The following is a 22,849-nucleotide window of genomic DNA, read 5'->3' on the forward strand; positions in this document are numbered from 1 at the left end:
ACGGGCTGCTCTTTTTGTATCCTTAAATTTGATTATTTTTTAAAAATATACCTCATATCTGATTTTAGACAAAATAACACGAATGAAAAAAGTAGTTTTAGCTTTCAGTGGTGGCCTAGATACCTCCTATTGCGTTAAATATTTAGCTGAATCCTTAAATCTGGAAATACACGCGGCTATTGTAAATACCGGCGGTTTTAATGAAACCGAACTACAGGAGATTGAAAGAAGAGCCTACGCTTTGGGCGTTAAATCATTTGCTGTTCTGGACGAAACAGATAATTATTACGATTCCTGCATAAAGTACCTGGTTTTTGGTAATGTTCTAAAAAATAACACCTATCCTTTATCGGTAAGTGCCGAACGGGTATCGCAGGCGGTAGCTATTGCTAACTATTGCAAACAAGTGGGTGCTGATTATGTAGCACACGGCAGCACCGGTGCGGGCAACGATCAGGTGCGGTTCGACATGATTTTTAATATTTTAATTCCTGAAGTACAAATCCTTACTCCCATCCGGGATAATAAATTATCGCGCCAGGATGAAATTGATTTCCTGAAAAGCCACGGCGTAGAAATGAATTTTGAAAAAGCTAAGTATTCCATTAATAAAGGCTTGTGGGGAACCTCAGTTGGTGGCGCCGAAACTTTAGCCTCGTACGGCTACCTGCCCGAAGAAGCCTGGCCTACCCAGGTTTCCAAACAAGATGCCGAAGAAGTAACGTTAACCTTTGTAAACGGAGAGCTAAAAGGCATTAATGAAGAAATTTTTGAAAACCCGGTAACCGCTATTCAGAAATTGACGGAAATGGCGGCACCATTCGGTATTGGTCGCGACATTCACGTGGGCGATACTATTATTGGCATTAAAGGCCGCGTTGGTTTTGAAGCTGCTGCACCTATTGTAATTATCAAAGCCCACCATGCTTTAGAAAAACACGTGCTTACTAAGTGGCAGTTATACTGGAAAGATCAACTGGCCGTGTGGTACGGCAATTTGCTGCACGAAGGTCAGTTTTTAGATCCGGTAATGCGCAACATTGAAAAATTCCTGATGGATACTCAAAGTACGGTAACCGGTAAAGTTACAGTTGCCTTAGCTCCTTACCGTTACCATGTGATTGGTATTTCTTCTGATCATGATTTAATGTCATCTAAATTTGGTTCTTACGGTGAGATGAACAATGCCTGGACCGGCGAAGATGTAAAAGGTTTTTCCAAAATATTTGGTAATCAAACCATGATTCATCATAAAGTAAACAGCCTTTAAAATGAATGAACAGAAAATAAATGTAGGCGTGGTGGGTGCCGCCGGGTATACTGGCGGAGAACTTTTACGCTTGCTGATTTTTCACCCGCAGGTTAACATTGTTTTTGCGCATAGCAACAGCAGTGGCGGCAAACCTGTTGCTTCGGTGCATACCGATTTGGTGGGAGAAACTGACCTGGCATTTAGCCAGGATATGGTGGGTGATATTGATGTGTTATTTTTGTGTCTGGGTCATGGGGATTCGCAGAAATTTTTAGCGCAGCAATCTTTTCCCGCTCATGTTAAAATAATTGATTTAAGTCAGGATTTCCGGGTGAATCCCACGTTTGCGGATCGGCAGTTTACCTACGGTTTGCCCGAACTGGGAACCGACAAAATTCGGAAGGCACAGAACATTGCCAACCCAGGTTGTTTTGCCTCGGCCATGCAGTTAGCTTTACTCCCCCTGGCAGAACAAGGTTTACTTCAATCCGATGTGCATATAAGTGGTATAACTGGCTCTACTGGTGCTGGGCAAAGCTTCTCTGAGACCAGTCATTTTAGCTGGCGCGACAGCAATATTTCGGCTTATAAGGTTTTAAATCACCAGCATTTAAACGAGATGCGCCGCACTTTGGGAACCTTACAAAGTAACCAGGCTATTCCCCGCATTAACTTTGTGCCTTACCGTGGCAATTTTACCCGGGGTATATTATGCACCACGTATTTAACTTGTAATTGGAGCATCGAAGAAGCTTACGAAAACTACAGGCGGTTTTACCAGAATGCCGCTTTCACTCATGTTACGGATAAAAACCCGCATGTAAAGCAAGTGGTAAATACAAATAAATGCTTGCTTTACCTCGAAAAACACGAAGATCAATTGGTTATAATCAGCTTGATTGATAACCTGCTCAAAGGTGCTTCGGGGCAAGCGGTACAAAACATGAACTTGCTTTTTAATTTACCGGAAACTTCGGGCTTGTTGTTAAAACCGGCTGGATTTTGAGAAAGTTGTAGGTAACTCTATAAATCAGAACCATTTTTCAACTGTATTTGGAGTTACGGTATTAAGTAAGTAGTGCTGATTTTTAAATTTTTAAATTCTGGAAAAATGAATCTCTTCGATGTATATCCTCTTTTTAATATTACACCGGTAAAAGCCCAGGGATCTTACCTTTGGGACGAATCGGGAACCAAATACTTAGATCTGTACGGCGGCCATGCTGTTATTTCAATTGGCCACAGCCATCCGCATTACGTGCAAAAAATCACGGATCAATTAGAGCAAATTGGTTTTTACTCTAACTCCGTTAAAATTCCGCAACAAGAAGAACTAGCTACTAAGCTGGGAGAACTATGTGGTTACCCAGATTACAATTTATTTTTAATAAATTCCGGAGCTGAGGCTAATGAAAATGCGTTAAAAGTAGCTTCTTTTTACAACGGACGGAAAAAAGTTTTAGCCTTTACCAAAGCGTTTCATGGCCGTACTTCTGCTGCGGTAGCCATTACGCCCGATCCATCAATTCTGGCTCCGCTGAATGCCAATCATGAAACCGTATTTTTACCGTTTAATGATCTGGAAGCCCTGGAAAATTTAAAAAATCCAGAAGAAATATGCGCCGTCATCATTGAAGGTATTCAGGGTGTGGGAGGCGTAAATATTCCAACGCCAGAGTTTTTACGGGCACTACGTAGTTTTTGCGATGCCCATAACGCTGTTCTCATTCTCGACGAAATTCAATCGGGTTATGGCCGTTCGGGTAAATTTTTCGCCCACCAACACAGTAAGGTGCAGGCCGATATTGTAACAGTAGCGAAAGGTATGGGCAACGGTTTTCCGGTGGCTGGGGTGTTGATTCATCCTAAGTTTCAGGCAAAACACGGCATGTTAGGCACCACCTTTGGGGGTAATTACCTGGCTTGCGCAGCCGCTATTGCGGTGTTAAATGTAATTAAAGAAGAAAATCTATTAGCGAATGCCGCAGAATTAGGTAACTACTTAATGGATAATTTAAGCAAAATAGAGGGCATAACCGAAGTCCGTGGCCAGGGTTTAATGATTGGGGTAGAATTACCGGATAACGCCGCTCCTATTCGCAAGCAATTACTGGAAGAGCATCATATTTTCCTGGGTTCTTCTTCAAATAAAAATACCATCCGTATATTGCCGGCCTTAAACCTGCAAAAGCAAGAAGCCGACATTTTCCTGGAAGCTTTTCAGGCTGTACTGGCAAAAACCTACGCACTATGAGAAATTTCACTTCGGTAGCCGACGTGACCGATATTAATGCTTTGGTAAACGAAGCTTTAAAATTAAAGAAAAACCCCTTTGCCTTTTCGCATTTAGGTAAACAAAAGACTTTAGGATTAATTTTTTTAAATCCGAGTTTGCGTACCCGTTTAAGCTCCCAAAAAGCTGCTACCAATTTGGGTATGGAAGCAATTGTGATGAATATTGACAAAGAAGGTTGGGCTTTGGAAACCCGCGACGGCGTAATCATGAACGGTACCACGGTAGAGCACATTAGAGAAGCGGCCGGCGTAATGGGGCAGTATTTTGATATATTGGGTATCCGGTCTTTTCCGGGATTACAAAACCGCGAAGAAGATTACAGCGAAGATATTCTGCAAAAATTTATCAAGTATGCGGAAATACCGGTGGTAAGTCTGGAGTCGGGCACCCGTCACCCGCTGCAAAGTTTAGCTGACCTAATCACGATAACCGAGCATAAAACTAAACCTCGGCCGAAAGTGGTGCTTACCTGGGCGCCGCACGTGAAAGCCTTACCCCAAGCAGTACCGAACTCATTTGCCGAATGGATGAGCCAAGCCGACGTTGATTTTGTGGTGACGCATCCGGAAGGTTATGAACTCGCGGAAGAATTTACCACGGGAGCCACCATTACGCATAATCAAGAGGAGGCTTTGGAAAACGCCGACTTTATTTATGTAAAAAACTGGTCGGCTTACCACGATTATGGCAAAATTCTTACTACGGATGCTTCCTGGCTGCTTACTAACGAACGGTTAAAGACAACAAATCAGGCCAAAGTAATGCATTGTTTACCGGTGCGCCGTGATCTGGAACTTTCGGCTGAAATACTGGATGGGCCAAATTCTTTAGTTATAGCGGAAGCCGCTAACCGCGTATTTGCCGCGCAGGTGGTTTTAAAGAAAATACTGGAAGCAAATTTTTAAATTTTACAAATGCAACCACTATATATCGTAAAGATTGGCGGCAATATAATTGATGATACCGGTAAACTGGAGCATTTTCTACAAGATTTTGCTCACATAGTGGGTTCTAAAATTCTGATTCACGGAGGTGGAAAAATTGCTACGGAGATAAGTAAATCTCTGGGCATCCAGCCGCAGTTAATTGATGGCCGCAGGATTACGGATGCTGATTCTTTAAAGGTAGTTACCATGGTTTACGCCGGCCTGATAAACAAAAACATTGTGGCCCAATTACAAGCTGCTCAATGTAACGCAATTGGTTTAACCGGCGCAGACGCAAACTTAATTCCAGCCAAAAAAAGGCAAGTTGGCGCCATTGATTACGGATTTGTAGGTGATATAGAGGCTGCTAAAGTAAATGCTTCTATTCTGGAGTCTTTTTTAGATGCTGGTTTAACCCCAATTGTGGCTCCCATCACACACGATAACGCTGGAAATTTACTAAATACCAACGCCGATACCATTGCTTCTACCCTAGCAGTAGCTTTAGCAAACCATTACGAAGTGCGCTTAATTTATTGTTTCGAAAAGAAAGGCGTACTGCGCGACGTGAACAATGAAGAAAGTTTGATTCCGAAAATATCGCCTGACACTTATCAGGAGTTACGTGGAAATGGAGTAATAGCTCAAGGTATGATTCCTAAAATGGACAATGCCCTGCAAGCACTACAAGAAGGTGTGAAAGCTGTTTACATTACCCATGCCGACGATGTGCTTACTATAACTAACCAACAAAAACCAGCGGGCACTGTTTTACATTTGTAACCAGTTTTTGAAATTACCGGGAGTTAGATGCTTTACGTTAATTTCTAAAACACTAATTATACAGAAATGACCACTACCAGTAATCAACATAAAATAGCCATTTTAGGTGGCGGTAATATGGGCGTAGCTTTAGCTAAAGGGTTAGTAAAATCCGGAAAGTACGCAGGCAACCAAATTACCATTACGCGCCGGAACATTCGGGCTTTGCAAGATTTAGTTGTGCAAGGTTTTACAATTACCGATAATAATTCGCAGGCGGTTCGGGAAGCTGACATTGTAGTTATTGCAGTTTTGCCTCAACAACTAGATGGTTTGTTAGATTCTATCCGCGACGAAGTAAATGCTGCTTCCCATCTTTTAATTTCGGTAGTTTCGGGGGTAAGTGTAAATGATATCACCAACCGCTTGGACAAGCAGGTACAAGTAGTACGAGCGATGCCCAACACCGCTATTGCTATTCAGGAATCCATGACTTGTCTGGCATCCAATAATGCTACTAAGGAAAATTTGGCTTTAGTTAAAGAGTTATTTGATACGGTAGGCGAAACCATTGAAATTCATGAAGAATTAATGACCTCGGCAACGGCTTTATGTGCTTGCGGCATTGCATTCTTTTTGCGGTCTATCCGGGCAGCCTCGCAAGGTGGAACTGAAATTGGCTTTCATGCGGCGGAGGCTTTGCACATGGCCGCACAAACAGCTAAAGGAGCGGCCGCTTTATTATTAGCTACCGGTAATCACCCCGAAGGCGAAATTGATAAAGTTACGTCTCCTAAAGGTTGCACCATTGCCGGCTTAAACGAAATGGAACACGCAGGTTTTAGCTCGGCCATGATTAAAGGCATTCGGCTATCAGCTATTAAAGCCGGTGATTTGTACGTAAAATCAAACTAAAACCGAAAATTCCAGATTACCTTATCTGTAGAAACTACTACATGCCACTAGATAGCCTTTACGAGGAAGCGGTAGATTTATTAAAATCCTTGATTGCCACGGAATCATTCAGCCGTCAGGAAGAAAATACCGCCGCGATTATTCATGCTTTTTTTAAAAAAAATAGCATTGAAGCACATCGCGAACGCAATAACCTGTGGGCATTTAACAAGCATTACCATCCGGATAAACCAACCATTCTGCTTAACTCGCACCACGATACTGTAAAACCCAACAAAGATTGGACGAAAGATCCGTTTACACCTACCTTGGAAGAAGGTAAGCTGTTTGGTTTGGGCAGCAACGACGCAGGCGGCTGTCTGGTAGCTCTAATAACAACATTTCTGCACTATTACGAACAGGAGAATTTAGCCTATAACCTGGTTATGGCGGCTACTGCTGAAGAAGAAGTTTCCGGGGTAAATGGCTTAGAGTTAATTATCCCGCAGCTCGGCCCCATTCAGTTTGCCATTGTGGGAGAACCTACGCAAATGCACTTAGCCATTGCCGAAAAAGGCTTAATGGTATTGGATTGCGTAGCCAAAGGTACTTCGGGGCACGCGGCGCGGGAAGAAGGTGACAATGCGATTTACAGAGCGCTTCCGGATATCAACTGGTTTCAAAATTTTAAATTTCCAATTATTTCGGAGTTTCTAGGGCTGGTTAAAATGAGCGTCACGGTTATAAAAGCGGGTACCCAGCACAATGTAGTTCCGGATAGCTGCGAGTTTACCGTGGATGTGCGGGTAACCGATGCTTATACCAACGAAGAAGTGCTGGAAATCATTAAAGCCCAAGTGGATTGCGATGTAAAGCCGCGCTCGATGCGACTTAAACCTTCGCGCATTGGTAAAGAAACGACAGTTGTACAAGCCGGTTTAGCTTTAGGCCGTAATCTATATGGCTCCCCTACTACTTCCGACCAAGCTTTGCTCACGGTGCCATCGTTAAAGTTAGGTCCTGGCGACTCTGCCCGTTCGCATACCGCCGATGAATTTATTTACCTTTCTGAAATACAAGAAGGCATAGAATTATACATTAAAATTTTAGATCAAATAATTTATCAATAAAAGATAATGAGTAGCAAGTAGCATACAGCAAGATGGTAGATATTTTAATTTTTTAAAATTTTGTATCCGAATGACCATTAAAACTCTTCCTACTACTTATTACTTACTACCTAATACCTAATACCTGATACTTATTACCTGATACCCAATCAACTATGAAGCTCTGGCAGAAAAATACCACCACGAAAGAAGAAGTAGAAAAATTTACCGTTGGTCGCGACCGGGAAATGGATGTATTACTCGCCGAATTTGATGTTCTGGGCTCTCTGGCACATACTCAAATGCTGGCTTCAATTGGTTTATTAGAAACAACTGATCTAACGATTTTACAACAAGAGTTAAAGAATATTTACCTGGATATTAAAGCCGGCAATTTTACCATTGAGGAAGGCATTGAAGATGTACACTCGCAAGTTGAATTATTATTAACTAAGAGATTGGGAGATGCCGGCAAAAAAATTCACAGTGGGCGCTCGCGTAACGACCAGGTTTTGCTGGATTTAAAACTGTACATCCGGAGCGAGATTCAAAAAATGGTAGAAAGCACGCAAGCGCTTTTTGATCAACTAATCAAGTTAAGCGAAGAACATAAAGATAAACTGTTGCCCGGGTACACGCACTTGCAAATTGCCATGCCCTCGTCGTTTGGTTTGTGGTTTGGGGCTTACGCCGAAAGCTTAATAGATGATTTATTGATGCTGCAAGCGGCTTACCGCATCAGTAATAAAAACCCCCTAGGTTCTGCGGCTGGTTATGGTTCGTCTTTCCCGCTTAACCGGCAAATGACAGCTGATTTACTTGGCTTTGATTCTTTAAATTACAATGTGGTTTACGCGCAAATGGGCCGTGGCAAAACCGAACGGAATGTGGCGTCGGCTTTAGCAAGTTTAGCAGCTACTTTAGGTAAAATGGCCATGGACATTTGCTTGTACCTGAACCAGAACTTCAGTTTTTTAAGTTTACCGGATAATTTAACCACCGGTTCCAGCATTATGCCGCACAAGAAAAACCCGGATGTTTTTGAAATTATGCGGGCGAAATGCAACAAATTACAAGCTTTACCCAACGAAATTGCCTTAATCATTACCAACTTACCATCGGGTTATCACCGCGATTTACAACTCGTAAAAGAAAGTTTTTTACCCGCTTTCCAGGAACTGCAATCATGCTTGCAGATGGCCACTTTTATGCTGCAGAATGTTATTGTAAAAGAAAATATTTTGGATGATGATAAATACAAATACTTATTTAGCGTAGAAGTAGTAAATAACGAAGTGCTAAAAGGAGTACCTTTTCGGGAAGCCTACCGGAACATCGGGTTGGCCATTGAAGAAGGTAATTTTTATCCGGCGCATGAAGTTCACCATACCCATGAAGGCAGCATCGGTAACTTATGCAACGAGCAAATTCAACAAGCCATGGACAAGGTTATTGCAGGATTTAACTTTGAAAAAGTACAGTTAGCTATTGAGCAGTTAGTGAAAGATTGATGTTGCTAAAAGCTTAAAATAATTAAGAGAAATTGTTTATACATTAAATTATTAATAAAGTAATTTACTAAATATTATTATATTATATTCAGTCTTTTAAGCAAACAGTAAAGGTGGAGCCCACTCCTAGTTGACTGCTTACTTCAATGGTGCCGTCGGCATTTTCGATAATCCGTTTAATAATATATAAGCCAATTCCGGAACCTTCTACGTGGTCGTGCAGCCGACTAAACATGGTAAAGAGTTTAGCGCCATTTTTCTCCAGATCAATCCCTAGTCCGTTATCTCGTACGTGCAAAATAAATCCATCTGGTTGCACATGAGTAGAAATTATTATGTGTGGGTCTCTATCGGGTGCTTTATACTTAATAGCATTGGTAATTAAATTATACAAAATGCTTTTTAAGTTTATGTAAGAAAAACGGATGGCCGGCACTTCCGAAAAGTCGTATTCCAATTGCACATTTTCGGCTTTAATTTGCTCGGCAATACTTTCGGTAATTTCAACCAACAACTCTGTTAAATCAACAATCTCGGATTGGTATTCAATTTGTTTTTGAACTTTAGCTACCTCCGAAATGGCCTGGATTGATTTTTTCATTCTACCCACCGAAATTTCCAACTTATCAATAATGTCTAAAGCATCTTCACTTTCGTTACTAACAACTTGGTGCAGTATTTTAAGCAATGCTTCCATGTTTACAATAGGCACTTTTAAATCGTGGGAAGCAATGTGAATAAAATTGTCTAAATCGATATTGGCTTTTTGTAAAGCTTCATTATAATAATTTAACTTTTGGTTCTTGGCAGTAAGTTCTTGGGTGCGTTTATTTACGCGCAATTCCAGTAGATTATTGGCTTCAATCAACTTTCTTTCGGCATCCTTCAAATCATTAAAAGTTTGTAGTAATTGCTGATTCTTTTCAATAATGCTGTTTGTATTTTCTCGGAGAGTAGTAATATCGTGTAGTACAATAACGGCCCCTTTAACTATACCTTCCTTACAGACAATTTGCCGACCATTTGCTATTAGTAAGTAATTCCTATTATTAGCTAATCTAATTATTAGCTCCTGATTTTTTACATTCTCACCTTTAAGGGCTCGATATAAGGGAAGTTCTTCTAATCGCAGGAGAGTAATGCCATCCGGTTGATAAATACGTTCTGCTTTTAACCATTTTTCCGGAGAATTTAAATGGCTACTTTTGAAAGAGGAAATAAGTTGTTTTGTCCGGGCAGATTCATTATGAAAATTAACAACTCCATTCTCGTCACAACCAATAATTATATCTTCAGCACTATCTAGTATTCCCTTCAGAAATTCACGTTCACTTTCTAAATTCTCTTCGTATTTCTTTCGCTCTGAAACATCCCGAATAATTACCGACGAGAACATATGATTTTCTTCGTGCCAAACAGATAATGAAATTTCGGCGGGGAAAATACTACCATCTTTACAGCAGCCTGGTACTTCGGATATAGGATTATAGCCCCGGTTTTTATAGTTTTTGATAAAGCGGCTAAATTCTACTTCGTAAATATCCCGGTAAGCGGGTGGCAATAAAAGAGTGAGTGGCTGATTTAGAACTTCCTCTGGCTGATAACCAAAAGTGGAAAAAATTTTATTATTACTAAAAATTATTTTATTAGAATCATCGGCAACCACAACAGTATCAGGAGTGTTTTCTACTAAGGCCCGAAATTTACCATCTGTTTGTAGAGATCGCCTCACTGTCATAAAGTTGAAATTCTGATTTTGGGAATAGTAAAAAGAAAACAGGTAATCGCGTTAAAAGAACAATTGAGTTGAAATATAACTAGTAGTAATATACTTAATTATCACCGGGAAAGCCAATTTTACCTAATTAAAGAATCAATAAATTTCTTTAATTATTTTTATACGATTGGATATACAGGAAAGATTAGTACAAAAAAAATTATATTAGATCTTAATTTAACTATGTACCAATTCGTATAGTTATTAACTTCTTTAACGACTAATAATATTTTAGACTATAAATTTGCAAAGAAAAACGAATTATGCTTCTAAGATAGATTACAATTTAATATTAAATTTATCGTATAAACACGTAAAAAGATGGGATTAATACTGAAATTATAAAGATTTTTATCATAGGTAATACTATTCTTCTTACTAATTTAAATTAAGTATAGTACCTATGCTATTCGTAATTACGTTTGGTCTTAAATTATAGGAGCCCGCTTAAACTCTTTGGTTTCGTCGAATAGTTTGCGGTAGGTGAAGTGAGTTTTAAAAATTTGAGCTTCAATTTGTTCGGCTACGCGCATCATTTTAGGATTAAAATCGCCAATCCAATTCATTACAATATCTTGATACGGGAAATTAGACTGGCTCCGATAATAGGTGCTGCTGGCATAAATCATAGCCGCTTCTACTCCTTTACGCTGGTGGTCTGGAGCAATACCGAAAACAATGCCGCACATACGCGTGCAACTTCCCTTCCATTTATGGTAAACAAATTTAATCTTTCCGATTAAATCCAACTTGCCATTTACAAATTTGAATAACTGATTTAATTCGGGTATAGAGATAAAAAAACCAACGGGCTCATTTTTGTAATAAGCAAACCACATAATACGTTCGTCCAATATTGGTTTTAGTTGCTGCATAATTACCATGGCTTGAGCCGAACTCATTTCTTTCACGCCTTGGTGTTTGCCCCAGGCTAGATTATATACTTTCCGAAAATCTTCGGCGTATTGAGCTAATTTTTTACGTTCTAAATGCCGAAATGCATAATCAGGATGCTGGTAAATGGCTTTGGCTTTTTTGGTGTAGCGCTCGCTAAGCGGTTGCATTACTTTACGGTAGTACGTAAATTGTTTGAAATAGACCTGAAAGCCGTACGATTCAAAAAGCTGCCGGTAATACGGAAAGTTGTAATTAGTAGCGTAAGAAGCAGGCGAAAATTCTTCCACCAGCAAACCCCACCATTTATCCCGATCGCCGAAATTAACGGGACCATCCATGGCTTCCATGCCACGGTTAGTTAGCCAGGTTTGGCATTGCTTAAAAAGTAAATTTGCGGCGGACTGATCGTTAATGCACTCAAAAAAACCCATTCCGCCGGTAGGCTGTTCAAATTTAGGTGCGGTTCGTTTATCTATAAAAGCTGCTACCCGGCCAATTGCTTTTTTTTCAGCATTTAATAAAAGCCAACGGGTACATTCGCCGTGCCGGAAATACTTATTTTGCTTCGGGTCAAAAACTTGTTCAATATCCTTATCTAAAGGCCTAATAAAGTTAGGATCATCTTTATATAAGTCAACGGCTACTTGTATAAATTTTTGGGCCAGTGCAGGCGTGGTTACTTCAACGAGTTGCATTCTTGAAATTGAATAAAACAGAAAATGAGCACCGAAAATTTCTTCATGTTTTCGGTGTGCAAATAACGGGTAAAAATTTAATAAAACTTAAATTATAAGAAGGGTTAAATGTCTGCTAGTGCTTTTAATGTATAAAGGCTACCATTAAGAATCTGAATTAAGTTTAACAGAATGGCCATTTAATTGTTAAAGTTAAGTTGTGGCTGTAATAACTCAACTTTATTCCTAAATATAAGTTTATAACTATTAAACTATTAATAATTCTAAGAACTGCTTGTTGCTGTTGAGTAAAAGCACTACCCCTATCTATGCGCCTTAAAGTAAATTATAAAAAAGTTTTACTTATATTACTGCTTATAGCAGTTTTAGGAAGTATTACTTTTGAGATTCTGTCCCGAGTTTATCAGAATAAAGCCACCCAATATTTCCGGGCTCAATTTAACCAAAAATCAGATTTAGTTTTACAATCGTTTACTACTACTTTTTCTATTTGGAAGCATTTTCCGCGCATGACTTTTACATTCGAGAACGTGGCTTTACTCGATACTAGCAATACAACTCCAATTAAAGTATTAGCCGTAAAACGCGCCGAAGTAATTATTCACTTGTTGCAATTTAACCTGCGTAATATACGTATTGCCCGCGTAAACTTAGATGGTTTAATTTTTCATCAGCGGATAGATAAAAATGGGAATAAAAGCAGTTTGCATTTCAAGCAAGTCATTAATCCGGATACTACGGCTAAAAAGTTTCTTTTTCGGATAAATAAATTAGCAATAACAAATAGCCAGTTCATTAGTGAAAATTTATACAAAAAAACGGCTATGTCCCTGCAAATTAATCAGACGGAACTGGGAGTAAAAAGGACAGAACAGGACCTGGAAATAAACGGAAATGTACTGGGCAAAATTAATTATTTTACTTCTAACCGGCGGCGCTTATTTCAAAATCAAACGTTTCAGGCCGATGCCGGATATGTTTTTAATTTACAAAAAAAACAAGGTGTTTTTAAGCAAGCAAAAGCCGTATTTAACGGTGCTGTTTTGCAGATAAAAGGCTCGCATACCCGCTTGCCCACCGGAGAAGGGGCTCAGTTAAATATATCGATAACGGGTTACCAACCTGTATTGCAAATTTTCAGGCAAATAATGCCACCTACCGCTCAGCCTGCCTTGGCCAAAATGAAATCCAATAGCCAGGTTTATTTAGTATGCCGGTTTAATGGCGTTAGCGGCCCCCGCATGCGCCCCCGTAGTATCATTAACTTTCGTTTAGTAAACGGGCAAATATATTTACCCGATAATAAAAGCTTACTTACCGGAGTGTCGCTGGTGGGCATGCTCGATAACGGCCCCAAGCATTTACCAGAAACGAGCCAATTAAATATCACTGATATTAAAGCAAAGTTGGGAAGTGGCTTTATTCAGATGCAATTGAGTTTAAAAGATTTTACGCAACCAGCATTTACTTTTCAGGGAAATGGCCAGATTGATTTACCTACTCTCACGCAATTACTTCCTTTACCATTAACGAAAGCCAACCAGGGTGTCATCTCGGGCAATTTAAAAATAAGCGGCGTATTACCTGATTCTTTACGCAGCAGTACACCCACCCTTTCCGGCCAGGGAGACATTCAATTACAAAAGGCCAATTTTCAACCCTCCGGATTTGCAGTTATGTGGCGCAATGTAAACGGCAAATTTAAATTTTCGGATAAAGATCTTCGATTGCAAAACTTAGGCGGCTTAATTGATGGCCATCCGTTTAAATTAAACGCTTCTATACAAAATTACTTGCCTTATCTCTTCGATCAACCTGGCCAGTTAAAAGCGAAAGTAGATTTCGAAGCTGAGAAACTACATCCCAATTGGCTACAAGGTAACTTGTACGCGAAGCTTTCTTCCTCGCCTGCTTCTGAATTTACCAAAGAGGTTTCTTTTACTGCAAATGCTAACCCGTACGTGCTGGCAAGCTTTCGTCCAGAAAAAAAGAGGACGCAAAAAAATGTTCAAAAGTCAGTTTCTTCTGGTGGTCAGACAAACCCGGTCCTTTTATCTTTGTTAAAAGCAGCCAGTTCCCAAATTAATGTGCGGGTCGGCACTTTCAATTTATCGGAGAAAGAAGCCTTTCGACAGCTTCGGTTCCAGGTAAACCAATTGGGCCGGAAGGTAACGCTTACTAATATGCACTTTATTTCGCCGGATGGAGGCAAGGCTTCTGCTTCGGGAGGATTTAAATTAACGCAAGAGGGTATTCAGATGCCGTATTTAAAAGCAAATTTGCATTACGATTTCCTGAATCTCCAGACTTTTATGCAGCATATAGCAAATTTGAAAGATCTGGTACCCAAATCTGACCGGCCATTAACTAAAACCCAACGCCGCCGGCGAGCTGCTTTACGCGAAAATAGCTTTTGGTTGCAATTAAATGCCAGTGCCCGCCGGGTAGAATACGAATATCTTAAAGGTTCAAACTTAGTATTGCGCGCCAACATAAACAAAGACCAGGCAAAACTTACCCAACTCAGTTTGCAAGCCTTTAATGGTCAGATAAACAGCCACGGCAATATGCTTTTACGAAATCCGAATGGCATGTACCCGATGCGTATTCAAGCCAAAATATCAAATATCGACCTGCAGCAATTTTTTGCCGTAGCGAATCAAATGAAACTGGATGTTTTGAGCAGCGAAAACGTTAGAGGACAAGTAGAATGCAACGTTTCATTTGTCACGCATTTAGATAATACTTTCTCCCCGTCTATAGATCGAACAGTAGCTTATGCGAATGCTACCTTTAAAGGAATGGAGTTAATTGAGGTGGCTCCTATTCAGAATGCCTTACGTTTCATGCGAAAAGAACGTACCGAACATTTATATTTTGATGACGTGACGACCAAATTTATTATGGAAAACAATCAGTTTATTACTCCGCGGTTGAGTATGAACAGTAACTTAACAGATTTTGAGTTAAGTGGTCGGTATGTAATGGGCGGCGGTGCTAACTTAAATATGGACATTAACGTTTTAAACGTTTTGTTTGGCAATAATAAAAAGCGCATCGAAAAAATACAGAACGATTCTCTTGAACTGGGTAATAGTTTAATTATGCAACATTTATTATTAACCCGCGAACAGGATAAATACAAAGTAAAACTTACTAACCGCAAAGACCGCGCTGCTAATAATAAGGCTTTAGTCGAAGAATTCAATAATATCTTACAACAGCACCGGCTAGATACTTTATTTACTTTAAATAAGTAAATTTAACGATCTTGTATTAAGCTACTTTGTTGGTTTTAGAGAGATAGCCTACAAAAAGTAGCGGTACAGTTATTTATAAGCTATAACCATCCCGGTATTGTCTTTTTACAAACTGATTGGCAACATCAAAATTAGTAATTTTCATATTTTGTCCGTCCCAGAGTAGCTTTTTACGGCCAGGGTTCGTGTAATCTTTGCCATCAGCGGTGGGTTGCTGGTAACTGTAGCTGCGTACAGCCAGATTTCCCATTAAAATGGTTTCTGTTAAAGGTCCTGCTATTTCAAACGGCGAACTGGTATAAGCTCCGTGCCCTTGTTTACACGCTTTCACCCATTGTTGCTGGTGTCCATCGGGCCCTCCTTCTACTAATGGCACGGTTACTTGCGGTAAGTTATTTTGCATGCGCGAGGTAGGTAAAAGCGTAGGTTTTCTGCCCCACATACCGGCGCTAATTTTTCCTTTCGTACCAATAAAAATCATTCCCCCATCCCGGTCACCTAAAGGTTCATCGGGCAATAGTTCTTCGGGGCGCTTCGGTAAAATACCCCCATCCGACCAACTAAAATCTACTGCCGGCATATTACCACGGGCCGGAAATCTAAAATAAATAACCGACGAAGGAGGGCAACTATCGGTAAAATGCGCTTCTTTAAAAAAGTCGACGTACACAGAACCCACACTACACTCTACCGATTCCGGATAATTTAATTTTAAGGCCCTGAACGGAACATCCATAATGTGGCAAGCCATATCACCTAAAGCACCCGTACCAAAATCCCACCAACCGCGCCACCGGAAAGGCATATACGCCTCGTGGTAAGGACGAACTGGTGCCGTACCTAACCATAAATCCCAGTCAACGGTTTTGGGAACGGGCATGGCTTGGGTGGGCGTAGGAATACCCTGCGGCCAAACAGGGCGGTTCGTCCAGGTATGTACGGTATGAACGTCTCCAATAAGGCCTTGCTGAATCCAGGTTTCTATGGTGCGGGTATCGTTGCCGCTGCTGCCCTGGTTACCCATTTGCGTAACTACTTTATAACGCTTGGCAGCCTGGGTAAGCATACGTGCTTCGTATATATCGTGGGTAAGCGGTTTTTCTACGTAAACGTGTTTGCCTAACTGCATGGCGGCCATAGCAATTGGTGCGTGCATGTGGTCAGGGGTACTTACAATTACGGCATCAATATCTTTTACTTCTTTTCGGGTAAGCAAGTGCCGGTAATCGTGGTAGAACCGGGCATTTGGCCATTTTAATCTTGCCTCCTGAGCTTGCCGCCCATCTACGTCGCATAAGGCTACAATATTATCCGTACCATTATTAAAAGCTCTTTCTAAATCTACTAAACCTTTACCCCCTACTCCTACCGAGGCAATGTTTAATTTATCGCTGGGAGCAATAAAATCAGTCCCTCCCAAAACATATCGCGGCACAATAAAAAAGCTGGCAACTGCCCTAGAACTGGTTTTCAAGAAAGTACGTCGGTTTGAAATTGTAAAATCGGATGCAGCAGTCATAAAAGTAATTGGCTTTAAGCTTAGAGATGGATTTAGATAAACAAGCATTAATTTACACTTATTTACTTACATACCAGTAGAGTTTACTTACTAAATACGACTTCAATCTGGTAAGTGAAATAGGAAAATGCATTATTAACTAAAAAAGTAAATTTTTCTGAATACCCGGGCTAAAAACAAACCTGACCCTAACACCATTTTAATTTGAGTTGCCAGGTATTCCTGCTTCTTCAAGCTTACAGGTCTATTTATTTCTATTTCTTTCTTATTTTCTGAATGCAGATAAAGTAAGAATATTCTTATTTTGATTCTGAATATATTCTTATATTGGAAAAGCAAAGCTTGTATCTGTTCTAATCGGATTGGCTTTAAGGTAGTGTTCAGATTTTTTAAATAATCTTTTCAACCATGTCAACTTCTTCTCGTCGAAAATTTATGCAACAATTAGGAGCCTCTGGTCTTTTACTAGCAGGTGGTTCTGTGCAGGCCTTAACCGAATCGCCGGAAACTATTGAGCAGCGAATTTTAGCCGTCGAAAAAAAGATTTCGGCAAATGACCGCATCCGGATTGCCTGCATTGGCATGGGCATTATGGGATATAACGATGTTCGTTCGGCGCTACAAGTACCAGGCGTGGAACTGGTTGCTGCCTGTGATTTATATACCGGCCGTTTAGAACGGGCAAAAGAATTATACGGAGCTAACCTAATTACTACCCGTGATTACCGCGAAATACTGGAACGTAGCGATATTGATGCCGTGATTATTGCCCCCAGCGATAATTGGCACGCCCGCATGACCATTGATGCCTTAAACAAAGGAAAAGCGGTGTACTGCGAAAAACCCATGGTGCAAAAAATTAGCGAGGGATTACCGGTAATTGAAGCGCAACGCAAGACAGGTAAACCATTGCAGGTGGGCAGCCAATGGGTAAGTGGTTTATCGGTGCAAAAAGGCCGGGAATTTTACAAAGCCGGCGAAATTGGGCAGCTTAACTTAATAGAAGCATCCACCGATCGTCAAAGCGCCTTGGGTGCCTGGCAATATACCATGCCTTTAGATGCCTCACCGGAAACAATTGACTGGGACCGTTACATTGCCGGAATGGGTAAAATACCATACGACCCGAAAAAGTTTTTCTGGTGGCGGAATTATCGCGATTTTGGTACCGGCATGGCTGGCGATTTATTTGTGCATTTGTTATCTACCATTCATACCGTACTCGATTCAAAAGGACCCACCAAAATATTTTCGACCGGAAATTTAAATTACTGGAAAGATGGCCGCGATGTACCCGATGTAATGACGGCCGTAATGGAATATCCGCAAACTGCCGAGCACCCGGCTTTTGAAGTAATGTTGCGGGTCAATTTTGTAAGCGGCATGGGTGAGGCAGGTACTTCCCGGTTTGTGGGCAGCGAAGGAGTTATGGAAATTGGAGGAAATTCGGTAACCGTGCGCCATAATAAAATGACAAAAGCACCCGGCATTGGTGGTTGGGATGCTTTGAACACCTATCCGCAAGCGATGCAGGAAAAAATACGGCACCAGTATAATCAGAAATACTCACCCGAGGACCAGAGCCCAGGACTTAAAACTTCTTTTGTGTATCAAACTCCTGGTGGTAACGACATGCATTTAGCCCATGTTACTAACTTTTTTGAAGCCGTGCGCAACGGTAAAAAAATTGTAGAAGATGCTGAGTTTGGATTTCGGGCTGCTGCTCCTAGTTTAGCCTGCAACGATAGCTATTTTGAAAAAAAGATTATCAACTGGGACCCCGTAAACATGAAAGTGGTGAAAGAAGGTAAAAAGTCAAAAACGTAATTTTATTTTTCTAATTCGTAAAAAACAAACATGAGTTTTCTAAAAGCTGAATGGCGTAAGTTAGCTTTTATCAACTACGAAATACAGCCCGACCTTTTAGAAGCGTTTTTGCCTTATGGTACCGAATTAGATTTTTATGATGAGAAATGCTACATAAGTCTGGTTGGGTTTCGGTTTCTAAATACCCGGTTACTGGGAGTTAAAATACCTTTTCACATAAATTTTGAAGAAGTAAATCTGAGGTTTTATGTAAAAAGATGGAAGAATAATGCCTGGCACCGGGGAGTTGTTTTTATAAAGGAAATTGTACCTAAACCAGCCATTACTTTTGTGGCCAATAATTTTTACAACGAAAAGTATGAAACATTGTCCATGCAACACCAATGGCTCGAAGATGAAAATTCAAGAGAAGTAGAATACCGGTGGAAGAAAAATAAAAAGTGGCAATACCTTAAAGTAAAAGCTGAAAAAGCAGCTACGCCCATTGTTACTGGAAGCGAAGCGGAATATATAACCGAACATTATTGGGGCTATGCCAAAGTAAACAATCAATGCAGCAATGAATATGAAGTGAAACACCCAAAATGGCTACAATACCACATTCTGGATTATGACTTAGCAGTAGATTTTACTTTGAATTACGGACCGATATTTAAGTTTTTGAATAACTGTTCACCTACTTCTGTATTATTAGCTGAAGGCTCAGAAGTATCAATCGAAAATAAAGCAATATTAAAATCTAGTTCATAAGTCAAACTAAATTAATCTGTACAAACTTTTCTGAATGTATCTGATTATAATACTTTTAACTATTACAATTTTCTTTTTAATAAAATTACAATTAAATAAAGCTAGTTGAATGAAATTTACCTAACCTAATTATCTTAAATAAAATTTATTACCTACAATATGGCTTTGTTTTTATCTTATTCATTACTACTTATTACTTACAATTACGCCTACTAACTTATGAAAACTTCCCGCAGAACATTTATTAAAACCAGTGCGGTAGCATTAGCTGGCTCGGCTCTTTGGAGCAAGCAGCTTTTTGCCGCTAAAAACCCAAAAGAAATCGTTGGTGTTCAACTTTATTCGGTGCGCGACGAGATGAAAGCCAACCCGCTGGATACGTTGCAAAAAGTTGCTAAAATGGGGTACAAAAACGTAGAGCACGCGGGTTATAGTAATGGTAAATTTTATGGCTACGAGGCATCTGAATTTAAGAAAATTCTGAATGATTTAGGCCTGAAAATGCCGAGCGGACACTCTGTTTTGGGAAAGCAACATTACGATGCTGATAAAAAGGACTTCACGGATGAATGGAAAAAAACCGTAGATGATTCAATTACAGTAGGTCAGAAATACGTGATTAGCCCTTCGATGGATGAGAGTTTACGGGAAGATGCAGATGGCTTAATGCGCTTTTTAGATGTATTTAACCAATGCGGGGAACTCTGCAAAAAAGCCGGCGTTAAATTTGGCTATCACAACCACGATTTTGAGTTTACAACCAAGCTGAATAATAAAACAATGTTCGATATTATTATGGAAAACACCGACTCAAAACTGGTGGCCCAACAGCTGGACATAGGCAATATGTATGGTGCGGGCGGACGGGCATTGGATATCATGAAAAAGTATCCGGGAAGGTTTGAATCGATGCACGTGAAAGATGAAATTAAAAGTGAGAAAGGTGAAATGGGTGGTTACGAAAGTACTATTTTAACCATGGGCGTGATACCCGTTAGGGAAATAATGGAACTAGGCCGGAAAATGGGCGGCACTACTCAGTTTATCATCGAACAAGAATCCTATCAAGGTAAAGAGCCATTAGTATGTATAAGCGAAGACTTAGCCATGGTGAAAAAATGGGGTTTCAAATAAGAGTAAAAAGTTAAAATTAAAAAAGCCTTTCTCCCCTAAGAGGAAGGCTTTTTTATTTTCGATCTAATTTATTTTTAGAGTATTTAATGCAAGTTTTACATACTACATTCCATAATAATATCTAATAGTAAAAAGAACCTTATAGAGTTCAAGTACCACAAATTTTCAAAACAGGATTGTTGGGGAATAGAAGTTTAAAACAGTTTTTTCTACTTACTCCCGTCTTCCTGGAAGTATTTAACCGATTTAGAATGACTGCCGCAGATTAGTCTAGAAAGTTATAGTAGTTAATCTCTTTTACTACCAATAATCTGTTCTTCTTTTCTGCCGGTTAGATCCTTCCAGGATGACAAAAGAGGAAGAAGTATGTATTACTTAATTACAGCTCAGGCAGGTTTTCGACATTCCTGTTTTCAATACCCATCAGGTTGGCTTCTTTTTAATCTACTCTTATGATAATTAGTACATACTGGCTGTTAATAAATATTTAGGTAAACAGAAGTTTTATTCCGCATTGATAAGGATCAAAAGTAACCAAAAACTTTTTAAACCTTCTCTAAAGTACCTTTCAGGTGCGTGATATTTGTAGTTTATCCGTAATCCAAAGAATAAATATAGCTTCCGCAACCAATGTAAACGGAATCACAGATAAATTTTTAAAGAAAAGTAAAATTGTCCATTCCGAGGAGGTAGTCATTAAAATACCTTTATTTTTGAGGGATAGCAAAAGGCAAGTTTTATAAGCTAGGTGCTCTATTAATAAATTTATTAGAAAAGCTATCAGCAAAAAGCAGGCAAAGTTAAGCAGTATGGCTACCCATTGCTTTTTTATTCTTCGCTTTGCTGCTACCAATAGTTGTCGTCGGTTAGCTTTCTGCGTTAAAAATAGCTTAATTCTGACCAGCCCTTTTTTTAAACTGGCGAACCCAAGCACGTAGACAAAAAGTAAAATACGCGCCGATTAAATAATTACTTCTAAAGCAATATTTAACCACAAAGGTATTTGACCAAAGCCACCTAATTGAATTACTCGGCCAAAGGCCGCTACCAAGCCAAGTGCTAATGTTAAATTAAAGTGCTTTTTTACAAAATAAAGTAATCGACTAGCCAGGTAGCTTCAGAAGTCAGATTATATCATTTCATGTCCTTAATTATTAAAGTTCAAAAACTTTTATAATCAGGTTAATATACAGGGAAGCTGTTTAGCATTTAAAAAAGTAAAAAATTTTGCCTTAGGTGGTGTCCTCGTCACGTCACTTTGAAGGAGCTGACAACAAATTAATTGAGGCGAAAATTAACTGGTAATGGAAAAACTACTATAATGCGAAAAAGCTTCAGAAAAAATTTACTAAATTTTAACTATGTTGAAAATAGATTCAGCTACTTAACCTTTATAACGCTTCCTTGAAAATAAGATTTGATTTATTGTTTTTGAAAAGAGGTAATAAATTCATTTAATCAAAATGAAGTTAATTTTCCCAAATCTGATTCATTTCTGTTAACACAATGGGTGTACTATCGGTAATAATAATGGTATGTTCGTGCTGTGCCACAAAACCGCCTTTATTGCCTATCAAAGTCCATCCATCTTTTTGGGTAAGCGCTTTGGTAGAAGCGGTTGAAATAAACGTTTCTACGGCTACAACCGAATTTTTCTTAAACCTGGTTAAGTTAAATTTGTCCCGATAATTAGCTATTTCGTGGGGTTCTTCGTGTAAACTGCGGCCAATACCATGGCCCGTTAAATTCTGAATAACTTTATAGCCCGCTTTTTTCGCTTCAGTTTCTATTAAATAGCCAATATCAGAAATACGAACTCCACCTTTTATGTTAAAAATGGCTTTCCGTAATATTTGTTTAGAAGCTTCTATTAAAGGTTGATGCTGATGAATGTCTTCGCCTAAAACAAATGAGCCACCATTATCCGCCCAATAACCATTTAGCTCCGCCGACACATCAATATTAATTAAATCGCCTTCTTTTACTATTTTCTGAACAGAGGGTATTCCGTGCGCAATTTCGTTGTTCAGGCTAATACAAGTCCAACCCGGAAAATTATAAGTCAGCCGCGGAGCCGATTTCGCACCTAAGTCGTTTAATACCTGACCGCCAAATTCATCAATTTCCAGAGTAGTCATCCCTGGCCGCACGTAATTCCTCATTTCTTTTAACGTATACGCTACCGCTGCGCTGGCATTTTGCATCCCTATTAAATCGGCTTCTTTGGAGATGGACATATA

At 39.7% G+C, this 22,849-nt stretch carries 16 protein-coding genes; 12 read left to right on the plus strand and 4 right to left on the minus strand.

All coding sequences use genetic code 11. From position 1 onward, the window contains the following. Nucleotides 1-82 precede the first annotated feature (82 nt). The 8 genes from HUW48_RS11425 (at nt 83) to argH (ending at nt 8,750) form a co-directional block, all read left to right on the plus strand. Nucleotides 83-1,270 (plus strand): argininosuccinate synthase, encoded by a 1,188-nt coding sequence (locus HUW48_RS11425; RefSeq protein WP_182415791.1) that lies wholly within the window; start codon nt 83-85, stop codon nt 1,268-1,270. 1 nt (nt 1,271) lies between these two features. Further along, nucleotides 1,272-2,258, plus strand: coding sequence for an N-acetyl-gamma-glutamyl-phosphate reductase (gene argC / locus HUW48_RS11430; protein ID WP_182415792.1), 987 nt, complete (start codon nt 1,272-1,274; stop codon nt 2,256-2,258). A 105-nt stretch (nt 2,259-2,363) separates the two neighbouring features. Further along, a complete protein-coding gene (locus tag HUW48_RS11435; RefSeq protein ID WP_182415793.1) occupies nt 2,364-3,506 on the plus strand; it encodes an aspartate aminotransferase family protein in 1,143 nt (380 codons plus the stop codon). Continuing rightward, entirely contained in the window at nt 3,503-4,453 is a 951-nt protein-coding gene (locus tag HUW48_RS11440; RefSeq protein ID WP_182415794.1) for a Rossmann-fold NAD(P)-binding domain-containing protein, read from the plus strand. Before HUW48_RS11435 ends, HUW48_RS11440 begins: the two co-directional genes overlap by 4 nt. A 9-nt stretch (nt 4,454-4,462) precedes the next feature. Beyond that, a complete protein-coding gene (gene argB / locus HUW48_RS11445; protein WP_182415795.1) occupies nt 4,463-5,257 on the plus strand; it encodes an acetylglutamate kinase in 795 nt (264 codons plus the stop codon). Nucleotides 5,258-5,323: 66 nt separating this feature from the next. Next, a complete protein-coding gene (gene proC / locus HUW48_RS11450; protein WP_182415796.1) occupies nt 5,324-6,151 on the plus strand; it encodes a pyrroline-5-carboxylate reductase in 828 nt (275 codons plus the stop codon). A gap of 41 nt (nt 6,152-6,192) precedes the next feature. Continuing rightward, the gene (locus tag HUW48_RS11455) at nt 6,193-7,260 is read left to right on the plus strand and encodes a M20 family metallo-hydrolase (RefSeq protein WP_182415797.1); all 1,068 of its coding nucleotides are present in this window, start codon (nt 6,193-6,195) and stop codon (nt 7,258-7,260) included. A 155-nt stretch (nt 7,261-7,415) separates the two neighbouring features. Next, nucleotides 7,416-8,750, plus strand: coding sequence for an argininosuccinate lyase (argH, locus tag HUW48_RS11460; protein ID WP_182415798.1), 1,335 nt, complete (start codon nt 7,416-7,418; stop codon nt 8,748-8,750). 88 nt (nt 8,751-8,838) lie between these two features. Here the strand turns inward: argH and HUW48_RS11465 are convergent, their stop codons facing one another. After that, nucleotides 8,839-10,488, minus strand: a complete 1,650-nt coding sequence (locus HUW48_RS11465) for a PAS domain S-box protein (protein ID WP_182415799.1) — start codon at nt 10,486-10,488, stop codon at nt 8,839-8,841. A gap of 467 nt (nt 10,489-10,955) precedes the next feature. Beyond that, nucleotides 10,956-12,119, minus strand: coding sequence for a hypothetical protein (locus tag HUW48_RS11470; protein ID WP_182415800.1), 1,164 nt, complete (start codon nt 12,117-12,119; stop codon nt 10,956-10,958). Nucleotides 12,120-12,427: 308 nt separating this feature from the next. On the opposite strand from HUW48_RS11470, the gene HUW48_RS11475 reads away from it, so the two are divergent. Further along, nucleotides 12,428-15,379 (plus strand): AsmA-like C-terminal region-containing protein, encoded by a 2,952-nt coding sequence (locus tag HUW48_RS11475; RefSeq protein WP_182415801.1) that lies wholly within the window; start codon nt 12,428-12,430, stop codon nt 15,377-15,379. 73 nt (nt 15,380-15,452) lie between these two features. Here the strand turns inward: HUW48_RS11475 and HUW48_RS11480 are convergent, their stop codons facing one another. Beyond that, nucleotides 15,453-16,898 (minus strand): Gfo/Idh/MocA family protein, encoded by a 1,446-nt coding sequence (locus tag HUW48_RS11480; RefSeq protein ID WP_182415802.1) that lies wholly within the window; start codon nt 16,896-16,898, stop codon nt 15,453-15,455. 408 nt (nt 16,899-17,306) lie between these two features. Between HUW48_RS11480 and HUW48_RS11485 the strand changes: the two genes are divergently transcribed. The 3 genes from HUW48_RS11485 to HUW48_RS11495 all read left to right on the plus strand — a co-directional run bounded on the left by HUW48_RS11485 (nt 17,307) and on the right by HUW48_RS11495 (nt 20,609). Continuing rightward, nucleotides 17,307-18,725 (plus strand): Gfo/Idh/MocA family protein, encoded by a 1,419-nt coding sequence (locus HUW48_RS11485; protein ID WP_182415803.1) that lies wholly within the window; start codon nt 17,307-17,309, stop codon nt 18,723-18,725. Between the two features lie 30 nt (nt 18,726-18,755). After that, the gene (locus tag HUW48_RS11490; RefSeq protein ID WP_182415804.1) at nt 18,756-19,475 is read left to right on the plus strand and encodes a YqjF family protein; all 720 of its coding nucleotides are present in this window, start codon (nt 18,756-18,758) and stop codon (nt 19,473-19,475) included. 219 nt (nt 19,476-19,694) lie between these two features. Continuing rightward, nucleotides 19,695-20,609: a sugar phosphate isomerase/epimerase family protein gene (locus HUW48_RS11495; RefSeq protein WP_182415805.1), complete on the plus strand. Its 915-nt coding sequence runs from the start codon at nt 19,695-19,697 to the stop codon at nt 20,607-20,609. A 1,469-nt stretch (nt 20,610-22,078) separates the two neighbouring features. Here the strand turns inward: HUW48_RS11495 and map are convergent. After that, nucleotides 22,079-22,846, minus strand: coding sequence for a type I methionyl aminopeptidase (gene map, locus HUW48_RS11500; protein WP_182415806.1), 768 nt, complete (start codon nt 22,844-22,846; stop codon nt 22,079-22,081). Nucleotides 22,847-22,849: the final 3 nt, after the last annotated feature.

The sequence above is a fragment of the Adhaeribacter radiodurans genome (assembly GCF_014075995.1).
Lineage (GTDB): Bacteria > Bacteroidota > Bacteroidia > Cytophagales > Hymenobacteraceae > Adhaeribacter > Adhaeribacter radiodurans.

Bases quoted from the DNA above. Each gene is read 5' to 3' on its own strand.
- HUW48_RS11425 (WP_182415791.1), top strand. From the start codon at position 83: ATGAAAAAAGTAGTTTTAGCTTTCAGTGGTGGCCTAGATACCTCCTAT.
- argC (WP_182415792.1), top strand. From the start codon at position 1,272: ATGAATGAACAGAAAATAAATGTAGGCGTGGTGGGTGCCGCCGGGTAT.
- HUW48_RS11435 (WP_182415793.1), top strand. From the start codon at position 2,364: ATGAATCTCTTCGATGTATATCCTCTTTTTAATATTACACCGGTAAAA.
- HUW48_RS11440 (WP_182415794.1), top strand. From the start codon at position 3,503: ATGAGAAATTTCACTTCGGTAGCCGACGTGACCGATATTAATGCTTTG.
- argB (WP_182415795.1), top strand. From the start codon at position 4,463: ATGCAACCACTATATATCGTAAAGATTGGCGGCAATATAATTGATGAT.
- proC (WP_182415796.1), top strand. From the start codon at position 5,324: ATGACCACTACCAGTAATCAACATAAAATAGCCATTTTAGGTGGCGGT.
- HUW48_RS11455 (WP_182415797.1), top strand. From the start codon at position 6,193: ATGCCACTAGATAGCCTTTACGAGGAAGCGGTAGATTTATTAAAATCC.
- argH (WP_182415798.1), top strand. From the start codon at position 7,416: ATGAAGCTCTGGCAGAAAAATACCACCACGAAAGAAGAAGTAGAAAAA.
- HUW48_RS11465 (WP_182415799.1), bottom strand. From the start codon at position 10,488: ATGACAGTGAGGCGATCTCTACAAACAGATGGTAAATTTCGGGCCTTA.
- HUW48_RS11470 (WP_182415800.1), bottom strand. From the start codon at position 12,119: ATGCAACTCGTTGAAGTAACCACGCCTGCACTGGCCCAAAAATTTATA.
- HUW48_RS11475 (WP_182415801.1), top strand. From the start codon at position 12,428: ATGCGCCTTAAAGTAAATTATAAAAAAGTTTTACTTATATTACTGCTT.
- HUW48_RS11480 (WP_182415802.1), bottom strand. From the start codon at position 16,898: ATGACTGCTGCATCCGATTTTACAATTTCAAACCGACGTACTTTCTTG.
- HUW48_RS11485 (WP_182415803.1), top strand. From the start codon at position 17,307: ATGTCAACTTCTTCTCGTCGAAAATTTATGCAACAATTAGGAGCCTCT.
- HUW48_RS11490 (WP_182415804.1), top strand. From the start codon at position 18,756: ATGAGTTTTCTAAAAGCTGAATGGCGTAAGTTAGCTTTTATCAACTAC.
- HUW48_RS11495 (WP_182415805.1), top strand. From the start codon at position 19,695: ATGAAAACTTCCCGCAGAACATTTATTAAAACCAGTGCGGTAGCATTA.
- map (WP_182415806.1), bottom strand. From the start codon at position 22,846: ATGTCCATCTCCAAAGAAGCCGATTTAATAGGGATGCAAAATGCCAGC.